The following is a 14,916-nucleotide window of genomic DNA, read 5'->3' on the forward strand; positions in this document are numbered from 1 at the left end:
CCTTTAGTATCTTTAAACCGTTCCCGAATTATATCGTACACCACCCATCGACGAAAGTCAGAAGGGGGAAGTGTATCAAAGCAAAAAATCTAAACCAAATGGATGAAGTGAAGCAAACGCAAGGTTTATACCGTCCGGAATTTGAACATGACGCCTGCGGAACAGGTTTTACGGCCCATATTAAGGGGCGTAAATCCCACCATATTATTCGTGATGCCCTCACCATGCTGGAAAACATGGAACACCGCGGAGCCTGCGGTTGTGAGCAAAACACGGGTGATGGTGCAGGAATTCTGTTTCAGGTCCCCCATGAATTTTTGTATGATGAATGCCTGCGATTAGGCATCAGCTTACCTGAATTTGGTAAGTATGGCGTGGGCATGATCTTTTTCCCGAAAGAACCCCGCTGGCGTGAAGAGTGCCGGGAAATCCTGCAGCGCAGCGCTGAAAAGCTGGGCCTCGATATCCTGGGTTACCGTAAAGTACCCGTTCGCCCCGATGGCATCGGTGAATCCGCCCTCTCTGTAGAACCGGAAATTGAACAGGTATTTATCGCCTGTCCTTATCATATCAGCGACCCGGAAGTTTTTGAGCGCAAACTGTTTGTACTCCGTAACTACGTGTCCAAAACCGTTCGCAATACCGTTCCCAAAGAGAAAGCGCTGTTTTACATCGCTTCCCTCTCTGCTAAAACCATCGTGTATAAAGGTCAGCTGACGACCTACCAGGTACGTCATTATTATCCGGACCTGAGTGATGAGAAGATGGTATCCGCCTTCGCCCTCATCCACTCCCGTTTTGCAACCAATACTTTCCCCAGCTGGCGATTGGCCCACCCTTACCGCTATATCGCCCATAACGGTGAAATCAATACGCTCAAAGGCAACCTCAACTGGCTGCGGGCCGGTGAGCGCGACTTTGTATCCAAATACTTTACGCCGGAAGAAATGGACATGCTGCTGCCTATCGTAGAAGAAGGACAGTCAGACTCCGCCAGCCTCGACAACGTGATCGAGCTGCTGACCCTCACCGGCCGCTCCCTGCCACATGTAATGATGATGCTGATCCCCGAAGCATGGGACGGCAACGAAGACATGGCACCCGAAAAGAAAGCCTTCTACGAATATCACGCCTCCCTCATGGAACCATGGGATGGCCCGGCCTCTATCTCCTTCACCGATGGTAAAATCATCGGCGCTACCCTGGACCGTAACGGTCTACGCCCCAGCCGCTTCGTGGTAACCAAAGATGACCGCGTGATCATGGCTTCAGAAGCCGGTGTATTGCCGATCGATCCTAAAAATGTGAAGGAAAAAGGCCGCCTGCAACCCGGGAAAATGTTCATCGTAGACATGGACCAGGGCCGTATTATCGGCGACGAAGAACTGAAACAACAGATCTGCAATCAGCAACCATACGGCGAATGGCTCAATAAATACAAGATCCGTCTGGAAGAACTGCCTGAGCCGCGGGTTACCTTTACCCACCTCGAGCATGATCAGATCTTCAAATACCAAAGAGCCTTCGGTTACAGCACCGAAGACCTGGACCAGATCATAGCACCCATGGCCATCGATGGTAAAGAGCCGGTAGGATCTATGGGTACAGATACGCCGCTGGCCGCTCTCAGCAACCAGCCGCAACACCTGGCCAACTATTTCAAACAGCTGTTCGCACAGGTAACCAACCCGCCCATCGACCCTATCCGGGAACGGCTGGTGATGTCGCTCGCCACCTTCGTAGGCGGCAACGGTAACCTGCTGGATGAAGATCCGCTGCACTGCCACAGCCTGGCACTGCGCCATCCCATCCTCAATAACCACGAACTGGAAAAAATACGCAGTATCGATACCGGCCTGTTTCAGGCTAAAACACTGCATACCTACTTCAAAGCCGATGGTAAACCAGGCTCCCTCGAAAAAGGACTGGCCCGCCTTTGCCGCTACGCGGTAGATGCTGTGGAAGACGGATTTGAAGTAATCATCCTGTCAGACCGCGCCATCGACTCCGAGCACGCTGCCATTCCGTCTCTGCTGGCCGCTTCTGCCGTGCATCACCACCTGATCCGTAAAGGCATTCGTGGTTCTGTAGGCCTGATCGTGGAAGCCGGCGACGTGTGGGAAGTACATCACTTCGCTTGCCTGCTGGGCTTCGGCGCTACTGCTGTCAACCCTTACCTGGCACTCAGCACCATCCGCGACCTGAAGCTGTCCAATAAACTGGAGACCTCTCTCGATGTAGACAAACTGAAGAAAAATTATATCAAAGCCGTTTGTGACGGTCTGCTCAAAGTATTCTCCAAAATGGGCATCTCCACCCTGCAATCTTACCAGGGTGCCCAAATATTCGAGATACTGGGTATCAACCAGCAAGTGGTGGATAAATATTTCGCCGGCGCCGTATCCCGTATTCAGGGCCTCGGTCTGGACGAAATTGCCCGCGAAACGCTGGCTAAACACTGGATGGGCTACGGTCGTAAGGAAACACCGGTACAACGTCTTACTGAAGGCGGGGTATACCAGTGGAAACGCAAAGGGGAATACCACCTCTTCAATCCTACCACCATCCACCTGCTGCAGTATTCCACCCGTATGGGCGATTACAGCGTGTTTAAAAAATATTCCAAAGCCGTCAACGACCAAAGCGAAAAAGCCTGCACCCTGCGTAGCCTCTTTTCGTTTAAACGTAACCGTGCTTCCATCTCCATTGATGAGGTAGAACCAGCTTCCAGCATCTTCAAACGTTTTGCTACCGGCGCTATGAGCTTCGGCTCCATCTCTCACGAGGCGCACTCCACCCTCGCGATAGCTATGAACCGCATCGGTGCCAAAAGTAATACCGGCGAAGGGGGAGAAGATGAAATCCGCTATGAACAGCTGCCTAACGGCGACTCTATGCGTTCTGCCATCAAACAGGTAGCCAGCGCCCGTTTCGGCGTAACCAGCTACTACCTGACCAATGCCGACGAACTGCAGATTAAAATGGCCCAGGGCGCTAAACCCGGTGAAGGTGGACAACTGCCCGGCCATAAAGTGGATGACTGGATCGCAAAAGTAAGACACTCCACCCCCGGTGTAGGGCTTATTTCTCCGCCACCCCACCACGATATCTATTCCATCGAGGACCTGGCACAGCTCATCTATGACCTGAAAAATGCCAACCGCGCCGCCCGTATCAGCGTAAAACTGGTATCCAAAGCAGGCGTAGGAACCATCGCCGCCGGTGTGGCCAAAGCACATGCCGACGTAGTACTGGTGTCCGGCTTTGATGGCGGTACAGGCGCTTCTCCGGTAAGCTCTATCAAACACGCCGGTCTGCCGTGGGAACTGGGTCTTGCTGAATCGCACCAGACACTCGTGAAAAATAAACTTCGCAGCAGGGTAGTACTGCAAACCGATGGCCAGCTGAAAACAGGCCGCGACATTGCTATCGCTACATTGCTCGGCGCAGAAGAATGGGGCGTCGCTACCGCTGCCCTCGTGGTGGAAGGTTGTATCATGATGCGTAAATGCCATGTGAACACCTGCCCGGTAGGCGTTGCCACACAAGATCCGGAACTGCGCAAACGCTTCACCGGCGATGCTCAGCACGTAGTGAACCTCTTCACCTACCTGGTGGAAGAATTCCGTGAAATCATGGCCGACCTGGGCTTCCGCACTGTAAATGAAATGGTGGGACAGGTAGATTGCCTCCAGATGCGTGAAGGCATCACACACTGGAAAACCAAAAAACTGGATCTTTCCCCGATTCTGTATAAAGAACCCGCTGCTCCTGAAACCGGCCTGTACAAACAGGAAGAACAGGACCACGGTATCGCGGAAGTGCTCGACTGGCAACTGCTCAAAGCAGCACAGCCGGCACTTGAAAAGAAAACAAGGGTTTATCAACAGTATACCGTTAAAAACACGGATCGTACAGTAGGTACCATTCTCTCCAACGAAGTATCCAAACTTTACAAGAGCGAAGGCCTGCCGGAAGATACCCTGCACTTTAAATTCATCGGTTCTGCCGGCCAGAGCTTCGGCGCCTTCACCACCAAAGGGCTTACCCTGGAACTGGAAGGCGAAGCCAACGACTACTTCGGTAAAGGGCTGTCAGGTTCCAAACTGATCCTCTATCCTCATGGGGAAGCTGGTTTCAAGGCGGAAGAAAACATCATCGCAGGCAACGTATGTTTCTACGGCGCCACCTCCGGGGAAGCCTATATCCGCGGTAAAGCCGGCGAACGTTTCTGTGTACGTAACTCCGGCGCTACCATCGTAGCAGAAGGCGTGGGTGACCACGGTTGCGAATACATGACCGGCGGCCGCGCTGTCATCCTCGGTGAAACCGGCCGCAACTTCGGCGCCGGTATGAGCGGCGGTATCGCTTATGTATACGATGTGAAAGGCGCTTTCGCCAATCATTGCAACCGTGATATGATCGATCTTGATCCGCTGGACCAAAGCGATGTAACTGTCCTGCATGACCTGATCACTAAACATCACGCCTACACGAACAGCACCGTGGCCAAATTCATCCTGAAAGACTGGGAAAATCAGCTGCGCCACTTCGTGAAAGTATTCCCGAAAGAATACAAGGCGGCGCTGAAAGCAGGCGTAGCACGGGAACAGAAGATAAACCGTTAATATTTAGCTATTGGGTTATTTGATTATTTGACTATTGAGGAAGCGAGTGAACAGCGCGATTAAACAGTCAAAATAAATAACCAAATGATAAAATGAGAAAATAGTTATGGGTAAACCTACAGGATTCCTGGAATTTACACGAGAGCTGCCCGGAAAAACAGATCCCCGGGAAAGGGTAAATCACTACAATGAGTTTGTGGCGCGTTTCCCTGACAATAAACTGAATCAGCAGGCTGCCCGCTGTATGAACTGCGGCGTGCCTTTCTGCCACAGCGGATGCCCGCTCGGCAACGTCATCCCGGAATTCAACGATGCAGTGTACCGTCAGGACTGGCAGGAAGCATACGATATTCTGACATCTACCAATAATTTCCCCGAATTCACAGGCCGTATTTGTCCGGCTCCCTGTGAAAGCGCCTGTGTACTGGGTATCAACCAGCCGCCGGTAGCCATCGAGGAAATTGAAAGACATATCATCGAAATTGCATTCGACAAAGGCCTGGTACAGGCAAAAGCTCCCCGCATACGTACGGGTAAAAAAGTAGCGGTAATCGGTTCCGGCCCGGCCGGAATGGCAGCCGCTGCCCAGCTGAACTATGCCGGTCATACCGTTACCGTATTTGAACGCGACGACAAACCCGGAGGCCTGCTCCGCTACGGCATTCCTGACTTCAAACTGGAAAAGTGGACCATCGACCGCAGGATTAAACTGATGGAAGAAGAAGGTATTACTTTCCAATGCAATGCCAACGTAGGCGTTAACGTTAGTACCAATGACCTGTTGAGAGAGTTCAATGCCATTGTACTGGCTGGCGGTTCCACCATTCCGCGCGACCTGGGCATTACCGGCCGCGAACTGAAGGGCGTGCACTATGCAATGGACTTCCTCAAACAACAGAATAAAAGAGTCGGCAACCTCCCGGTTGACGGGCACGATATCCTGGCCACCGGTAAAAACGTGGTGGTAATAGGTGGTGGTGATACCGGTTCCGACTGTGTGGGTACCAGCAACCGTCACGGTGCGGTAAGCGTTACCCAGCTGGAACTGCTGCCCAAACCACCGGGCGAACGCACTGATTACATGCCATGGCCTACTTACCCGATGGTACTGAAAACATCTTCTTCCCATGAAGAAGGCGCCGACCGTCAATGGGCCATTGCCACCAAAGCCTTTATAGGAGACGATAACGGGCACCTGAAAGCCCTCCGTATAGTGGATCTTCAATGGACGCTGGGCGCCGACGGCAAACCAGCCCGGTTCGCCGAAGTTCCCGGATCTGAAAGAGATATCCCCTGCGAGCTGGCACTGCTGGCCATGGGCTTCGTACATCCGCAACATACCGGTATGCTCGAACAGCTCGAAGTGGAAAAAGACGAAAGAGGAAATGTGAAAGCCACTGAAAAAGATTACCTGACATCCATCCCTAAAGTGTTTACCGCCGGCGACATGCGCCGTGGTCAGTCACTGGTGGTGTGGGCTATCAGCGAAGGCCGCGAGTGCGCCAGAAAAGTAGATGAATTCCTGATGGGCAGCTCCCAGCTGGAAAGCAAGGACCATTCCCTGCAGGCAATGGCACTGTAATAATAGCGTACACTTTTAGCCTGTTGCTTAACAGGCTGAAGGCAACACGTTCAAAATATGATAGAACAGCTAACGGCTAAAAGCTAGTAGCTATTTATTAACGCTTTTCTCATAAGCAGGTTTAGATTTTGTTGTAACCTTCAGCCGGGCCGGGTTTTTACCCGGCCTTTTATTTTTTTAAGGCAGATGCCAGTCCTCCTCCTGATAACTTTACAGACAGAAATAACAAATCAGCAGAAACAATTCCTCCATTCAGCTATTTCCCGGTACCAGCGTATCTATTCCAGATACATTTGTACCCTATGAAACACTGGTGCTGCCTCTGGATACTTGTTTGCTGCTGCGGAACAGCTATGGCGCAGGATACCCTGATCTTACAGGCGACTGCGCTCAAAAAAGGACTGTATAAATCCTTCCGGGAATTTAAATATAACAACCCCTCCGAAGCAGGTGACCTGGTGGTCAAAAACCGAAGCTCCGCCGCACAGATATACCTGCTCGCCAGCCGGAATGAGCTCGTACTCCGCGATGGAGCAGGGCAGGAGCATAAAGTGAAAAATTACTGGGGCTTCTGTGATGGCTCCCATGTCTATATCCGGGATAATGGGCTCAACCGGGTACAGGTCGATGGCTACTATTGTTCCTATGAACTACAGGGCGTACAACCTTCCCGGAGTATTTACAATCCTGCCGACATGACGGTGAATGCGCTTAATACGCCTGTCCGCCTGAAGAAAGTGATTAACATCGTAACCGGTGAAATACTCGAACTATCCCTGTATAACCTCAAAAAATATATCCTGCCGCAAGATCCCGAATTACTGGCCGAATTCCGGGACGATAAATCCAAAAAAAACCGGCTCGATTATTATATCGTCCGTTTTAATGAACGCAACAAACCGCCTCAAAGCGGGCAATAATCTACCCGGCTACTCTTGTTTCCCCCTGTAATATTTCTATGTTATCTCCGGCTATTTCGGGGCGCCGCCTCAATTTTCAGTATGTCCGTTCCCGTATTTTGGTGTATCCTTGCAGTACTGTTTATCCCCATTACCTGCGGGTATGGATTTTGTACTTCCCGCCAGGAAAGCGGGCGGAACACGTGATCTTTGCCCCTGAGTAAACCATTGGAACGCTCATGCGTTTTTATTCAGTAAATTACTAGTAGTAATCAATCATAGTGACAGAACCAACAGAAACAATAGAAAGACCAAGGCGCCCCTGGTGGCGGTGGCTTTTATGGATAGTCGTTGCGGTGCTTCTTTTGCCCGTGATGGCGGTGTTATTATTACAGCTGGACGGTGTACAGAACTACCTTCGTCAACAAGGCGAAATATATCTCCAGAAAAAACTGAAAACAAAAGTACAGATAGGCTATCTCCGGGCAAGAGGGTGGAAATACCTGGAGCTGAGAAATGTTTTTGTGGCAGATACCTCCCATGAAGCCCTCCTGTATTCCGGCTCCCTGAAAGTACGTTACAACCTGCTGGCTTTTCTCAACAATGAATTACAGATAGATAAACTGGAGTGGGATACCCTGCTGGTCAATGTTTACCGCCATCCGAATGACAGTACTTTTAACTTCCAGTTTGCGATTGATGCCTTTGTAAGTCCTTCGCCGAAAAAAGATACCATTGCTCCGGCTACCGGCACCACGCTTCAATTCCGCATAAAAGACGTTTCCCTTCGGCATGTTAAACTGAGCTTTAACGACGAATTTGGCGGTATGCATGCTGTAGCTACCTGGGATACCCTGCATGCCAACCCCGATGATCTGATCCCCGAAGACGGGATATACGCCTTCAGGGGTATTGAACTGGCCGGCCTGAAAGGATTTTTCAAACAACAATATATTCCTTCTCCCGATAAAACCGCTGCACCTCCGCCACCGCCGGCAGATACCAGCAGTCCGGGTTTGCACCTGTTACTGAAACAGCTTCGTATCAACCGGAGCAATTTCCTCTACAGCAGCGATGGCATCGGCATCACCACCGGCTGGAAGATAGGAGAGCTGGTATTGCGCAACAGCGGCCTCGATCAGGACTCTACCCGCATCCAGGTAGGTGATCTCTCCATTCACCACACCACCGGTATTTTAGCCCTGGTGCCGGGAAAAGATACCACTCCGGCGCCACCGGATACGGTGCCCAACACCTGGCAGGTGTTTGCCACACAAGTTACGCTGGACAGGCTGGCTATGCGTTATGATAATGGCAGCCCGGCGCCCAAAGCTGCCGGCCCCGATCCGGATTATAACCACCTGTTCCTGTCCAATGTCAACTCAAAAATTACCGGCGTCCGGTACTCACCCGATAGCATACAAGCCAGTCTGAAAAGCCTCACAGCCCGCGACTGGTCCGGCTTTACACTCCGGAAGGCCAATATGGACGTGACCTTCACACCCAAAAGCCTCGAGCTGCGGAACTTCTTCGTTCAAACAAATAAAAGCGTGTTCCGTAAACATATAGCCGTTACCGTTCCTTCCTGGTCCGGTATCGCGGATCATATGGACCAAATGGGTATCGATGCCAATCTCGACTCCGTACAGGTTGCCCTGGCGGAGTGGCTGCCTTTTGTGCCCGATGCCCGCAAAAACAAATCTTTTGCACCGCTATGGAATAAGGAGCTAACGTTATCGGCTATATTAAAAGGAAACCTCGGATTACTGAATATCAAACAGCTATACCTGAACGATCATAACGGTAATCTCATCAAAACCGCCAATGCACAGGTAGAACATGTTACGGATGTAGACAAGCTCAATGCGAATCTGCCAGAGCTATATATCCAGTCCGGTAACAAGGCCCTGCGGTCCTGGCTGCCGTCCGGCACTTTGCCGGACACTCCCAGGCTGCCGGAAAATATGCTGATCACCGGCCTCTTCAAAGGTGGTATGAAAAATATGCTGGCACAGCTGCAGCTGAAAAGTGACTACGCCAATGCCACTGTCAACGCTCAGCTCAGCAACATCACCGATAGCATCCGGGGCACCTACAATATCAACGTGCCGTCTTTCCGGGTACACCCCGGCATTATGCTCTATGATACCACCTACGGATGGATGAGCGGTAATCTGAAAGCTACCGGACAGGGCTATACGTTGAAACAAATGGCCGCACAAGCAGCCATCACGCTACAGGAAGCCACCTATAAACACTATACTTATCAGGATATTAACCTGAATGCCAATATCAGCAAAGGCGCTTTTGAAGCCAACGGAGAAACCGGCGATACCAGCCTGAATACCCGTTTCGCCATCAGTGGCCACCTCAGTGATACCGCCCTGCAATCACTGAAGGCGGATGTGGAGATAGAACAGGCCGACCTGTTTGCTACCCACTGGTATACCGAACCAATGAGCCTCAAAGGCAACCTGAACGCCGATTTCAGCAGTCTGGAACCCCAGCGGCTGGAAGGCAGTGCGCTTCTCTCCAAATGGCAGATCACTACCAAAGACCAGGTAGTACCTTTGGATACCATTTCGCTGGCCGCCCATTACACCGATCAGCAATATCTGGTGATGAAAAGCCCCTTCGGCCCCCTCACCGCCCAGGGTCGTATGGACTACACGAAAATCAGCAGCGCCTTTAGTGAGATTATCTACAAACCGCTGATGCCTGCGGACTCCGGCCGGATCGTTATCGTTCCGCCAGGCCAGTACCTGGAGTTTGCAGCGGCCTTACAGATACCGCATAACCTGGAACCATTGATACCAGGTATCCGCATGGAAGTACCCGTAGACATCGCCGGTCGCCTCAACAGCGATAGCAGCCTCCTGTTCGTAAAAGCCAATCTGCCTAAAGTCAACTACGATTCCATCCAGGTGGACAGCCTCCGGCTGTATGCCCGTATCGTAGATACTTCGCTGCAAATGAATGCGTCTATCGCCGGCATGAGACATCCGTCTTTCCCGCTTTATCATACGGTATTTTCTGCCCATGCCAATACCGGTGTGGTAGATTTCGGCCTGCTGCTCGACGATATCAAACGGCGGCCCAAATACCGGCTGGGTGGCATCTTTACGTTCCTGCCGGACAATGTCATGCAACTCGTGCTCAAACCAGACCTGCTGCTGAACAAACAATCCTGGAACGTGGCAGAGAACAATATCTTCCGTATCAAACATGGTGCGCCGGACACAGCTAATATCAAACTGTCTTACGGCGATCAGTCTATACAAATCAATACCCTCGCAGATACTTCCGGTGTCCCTGCACTCAGGGCGCAGGTAAACAACTTCCAGCTGGCCACCATCACCGGTATGCTCGCTACAGATACGTTGCTGGCCAACGGCCTGCTCAATGCAGACGCCACCGTGCGGAACTGGAACGCCCAGCCACTGGTACATGCGCAACTGAAGGTGGATAGCCTCGTGGTAAAAACATCACCGCTCGGAACGCTCAACGCTACTGTAGATAATAACACCCCCGGCGCCTACAAGCTGGACGCCACGCTCCGCGGCGACAACAACGATGTAAGCGTAACCGGTACCTACGATAGCACCATCAATGCGCAGGTGAACATTGCCAATCTTCAGATGGCCTCCCTGGAACCTTTTACCATGGGCAGCCTCACGCATATGTATGGCAGCGCTTCCGGCAAGTTCGATATTTCCGGTACTGCCAGTCAACCTGATGTGAAAGGCAATATGCATTTCAACAATGCCGGCGGTATCGTCAGCTTCATCGGCAGTAATCTTCACCTGCCGGATGAAGACATCGTGATTGACGACAAAGGTATTTTGCTCAATAACCTCGTGGTGGCCGACAGTCTCAATAACGAACTGGTGGTAAATGGCCGTATCAATACCAACGATTTTATCAAGTACGGCTTCAACCTGAATATTACTGCTGATAACTTCATGGCGCTGGGTAAACAGCAAAACAGTGAGCAGTGGATTTACGGTCCCGCTTTTATAGACAGCAAGGTTACCGTACGCGGTACACTGGATCTGCCGCGTGTAGACGCCACCGTTAAACTGCGGGATAAATCCAGCGTAACCGTAATGTTGCCACAGGAAGAGCCCGGACTGGCCGACAGAGAGGGCATCGTGGAATTTATTGACCGCGATAACCCGGTTGACAGCGCCAAGCTGGCCAGGCTGGATAGCGCTAAATACAGTAATCCCCGGCTCAAGGGTATGTTTTTCTCCGGTAACGTGGAAATCACGCCCGAGTCAGTGCTGAAAATCATCATCGATCAGGCCAATGGCGATTATGTACAAGCGAAAGGTACCGCCAACCTGAATGCTACCCTGGATCCCAGCAGTAAAATGAGCATCACCGGCCGTTATGAAATTTCGGAAGGTAAATATGAGATGTCGCTCAACCAGCTCATCAAACGTTCTTTCGATATCCAGAAAGGCAGCTTCATATCCTTCAATGGAGATGCCATGGCGGCTGACCTGGACATTACGGCAAAATACACCGTCAACGCGCCGGCTATTGACCTGGTTCAGGACCAGCTCGGCGGCATGACCGCTGAACAGCGGAATACCTATAAACAACGTATTCCATTTGAGGTATATCTCAACATCAAGGGCAGTCTGCTGAAGCCGGACATCAGCTTCCAGCTGGATATGCCGGAAAGGGAAAGAAACGCCTTCAATGGCGCTCCGTATAACCGTATCAAACAAATTAACCAGGTACCTTCCGAACTCAACAAACAGGTAATGGGTCTCCTGGTATTGAATACATTTATCCCGGACGATCCGATGTCTACGCTGGATGCCGGCGGTAATGCTGTGGGTCAGGCAGCCCGTAACAGTGTGAGCAAGATCCTCTCTCAACAACTGAATAACCTGGCCGGCAACCTGATCAAAGGGGTAGACCTCAACTTCGATCTGCAAAGCAAAGAAGATTACTCTTCCGGTTCCGCACAGGAAACGACCAACCTGAATATCGGCGCCTCCAAAAAATTATTCAATGATCGTTTAACCGTTTCCGTTGGTTCCAATATCATGCTCACCGGCAATACCCAAAACGCCAGCTCGCTGGTAGGGGATATCTCCATCGAATACAAACTTAGCCGCGATGGCAGATACCGGTTACGGGTATACCAGCGTAATGATAACCAAACCGTTATACAGGGCCAGTTCACCGAAACCGGAGTGGCCTTTATGCTGGTAATGGACTACGACGATTTCAAGGAAATATTCCAGCGTTCCAAATCAGCAGCAACAAAAGAACGCCTGCGCCAGGAGAAAGCTGAAAAAAAGGCAAGGGAAGCATCAAACAATAACAAGTAATGCAGAAGGGAAATAGCTATATCATCTGTTGTATCATATTATGCCTGGGATTCCTGGCTATCAGCTCCTGCAGCACTACCCGTACCGTGCCCGAAGGCGACCGCCTGTATACCGGCAGCAAGGTAACGTGGAAAGGAAAACAGCCGAAAGATTACAGCACACTAAGCGAAGGCATGGAGAAAAAAATACGGCCTAATACCAACCGGAAATTTCTCGGCATGCCCATTAAATTATGGCTCTATAACATGGGGCATGAACCCAAAGGGAAAGGTCTCAACTATCTTCTCCGTAAAAAATGGGGAGAACCGCCGGTGCTGCTGAGCCAGGCCAAGCCAGACTATACCAGCAAAGTGCTGGAAGGCTACCTGGTTGATCATGGTTATTTCCAGGCAGAGATGTCTTCCGCCGTCAAAAATTCCGGCAGCAAAAAAGCATCCATTCACTATGAAGCAACGCCGCATCATCGATACACTATCAAAAGCGTCACTTACCTGACAGACAGCAGCGCTATCGGCCGCACCGTTACCCAAACATACAATGAGAGCTCGCTCATAGTAGGTAAACCCTATTCCCTCGATTCTATCAAGGCTGAACGGGAACGGATACACGCTTATCTGAAAGAATTGGGCTACTATTACTTTACGCCCGACTACCTGCTGGTACAGGCCGATACGACCAACAACGGCACCGTAGATCTTTTCGTGAAAATCAAGGATAATACCCCGCTGGTAGCGCTGCGCCCTTACCGGATGCATGATGTCAGCCTGTTCCCCGATTACTCGCTGGACAACGAAGCACAGTCTACTACGGGCACACCGGTATATTACCATGGTATGTATATCGTTGATTCCTCCAAACGCTTTAAACCTATTGTATTTGAACGGTCGGTGTTTCTCCGCCCTGATAGCCTTTACCGCTTAAGTTCCCATAACATCACGCTGCAACGCCTGATCAACCTGGGGGTGTTTAAGTTTGTAAAAGGAACTTTCCGGCCGGTAAGAGACACTTCCCGGCATAATATTATTGGTGGTAGTCCCAATGCACCGGCCACAGCCCGCGATACATCCTCACCCCGTTTTGTTCAACGTGCAGCCATTGCCAATAGTAACTACCGCCGTGATACATCGCTGGCAGGTACTTATCGCGCTATGGTCAATAACCGGGTGTCGCTGGACAGCGGCTGGCTCGATGCCAAATTCTACCTCACCCCTTACAAACGACGCTCCCTGCAAACGGAGCTGAGAGGTACTTCCAAATCAAACGGATTTATTGGTTCAGAAGCCCGGATCACAGCAAAAAACCGCAACTGGCTGCACGCTGCCACAGCCCTGGAAATAGGGCTCCACGGCGGTATGGAATGGCAAACCGGTAACAATACCGGCGGAGGGTCCAACTCCTACAGCGTGGGCGCGGAAGTAGCCGTTACCTTCCCCCGCTTTATGACTCCCTTCCGGCTTAATATCCGCACTCCTTATGTACCCCGTACACGTATGAGTGCCAGCTATGAATTGTACAGCCGGGCGGCCCTGTACAACCTCAACGCATATACGTTACAGTTGCAATATCTGTGGCAAAAAACCGCTTACCTGAATCATGCTTTTGCACCCATTGCCGTTACTTACGTATTGCCTACCAAAACAACCGCGGCATACGACAGCATCCTGGCGAATGATCCCAGTCAGCGGGCATCTATCGAAAAACAGTTTATACTGGGTGGTAACTATACCATCACCTTCAATAACCAAACGGCTAACCGCATACACAGCTTCTACCTGAGTGGTAACCTGGACGTTTCCGGTAATATCGCGGGACTTATCATTCCAAAAAGTGATTCCACCAAAAACATCCTGAAAAATCCGTTCGCCCAATATGAACGTCTTTCCCTGGAAGGCCGCCACTACTGGAGCATTGGTAAGGGAAAACAGTGGGTCAACCGCCTCTTTATTGGCTACGGACTCCCTTATGGCAACTCTACCACATTGCCGTTTGTTAAACAGTTTTTCACCGGTGGTAGCAGCAGTATCCGTGCATTCAGGGCACGTACCCTCGGTCCGGGCTCCTACTACAATAAAGCACAGGATACCGCAGCATTGTTAGCCAACGAAGCCGGTGATATCAAACTGGAATTTAACACGGAAGTACGGTTACACATCGCCAGCGTATTTAATTTTGCGGCGTTTGTAGATGCCGGCAACGTATGGCTGCAAAAGGAAGTGCCGGATAAACCGGGCAGCCAGTTCAAATTCGATTCCTTCGCTAAACAAATAGCAGTCGGCGGCGGCATCGGTCTGCGTATAGATGCCTCTATCGTAGTAGTACGCTTTGACCTCGCCACCCCTTTCCGCGTACCGTATCCGGCGGGGCAGGAACGATGGGTGTTTAAGGAAATGAGATTCGGCGATCCCGACTGGCGAAAGAAAAACCTCATTCTTAATATCGCTATTGGTTATCCGTTCTAA

The 14,916-nt window shown here is 51.0% G+C and carries 5 protein-coding genes; all 5 read left to right on the top strand.

Annotated features, from left to right (window positions below; translation table 11 throughout):
- The first annotated feature begins 98 nt into the window (after window positions 1-98).
- A complete protein-coding gene (gene gltB / locus ICL07_RS14800; RefSeq protein ID WP_188088664.1) occupies window positions 99-4,628 on the top strand; it encodes a glutamate synthase large subunit in 4,530 nt (1,509 codons plus the stop codon).
- A 106-nt stretch (window positions 4,629-4,734) separates the two neighbouring features.
- Window positions 4,735-6,210: a glutamate synthase subunit beta gene (locus ICL07_RS14805; protein WP_188088665.1), complete on the top strand. Its 1,476-nt coding sequence runs from the start codon at window positions 4,735-4,737 to the stop codon at window positions 6,208-6,210.
- A gap of 302 nt (window positions 6,211-6,512) precedes the next feature.
- Complete coding sequence (locus ICL07_RS14810; RefSeq protein WP_188088666.1) at window positions 6,513-7,130, top strand: hypothetical protein; 618 nt, start codon at window positions 6,513-6,515, stop codon at window positions 7,128-7,130.
- 260 nt (window positions 7,131-7,390) lie between these two features.
- Complete coding sequence (locus tag ICL07_RS32705; RefSeq protein WP_188088667.1) at window positions 7,391-12,457, top strand: translocation/assembly module TamB domain-containing protein; 5,067 nt, start codon at window positions 7,391-7,393, stop codon at window positions 12,455-12,457.
- Entirely contained in the window at window positions 12,457-14,916 is a 2,460-nt protein-coding gene (gene tamL, locus ICL07_RS14820) for a translocation and assembly module lipoprotein TamL (protein ID WP_188088668.1), read from the top strand. The genes ICL07_RS32705 and tamL overlap by 1 nt, the downstream gene beginning before the upstream one ends.

It is taken from the genome of Chitinophaga qingshengii, assembly GCF_014529935.1.
Lineage (GTDB): Bacteria > Bacteroidota > Bacteroidia > Chitinophagales > Chitinophagaceae > Chitinophaga > Chitinophaga qingshengii.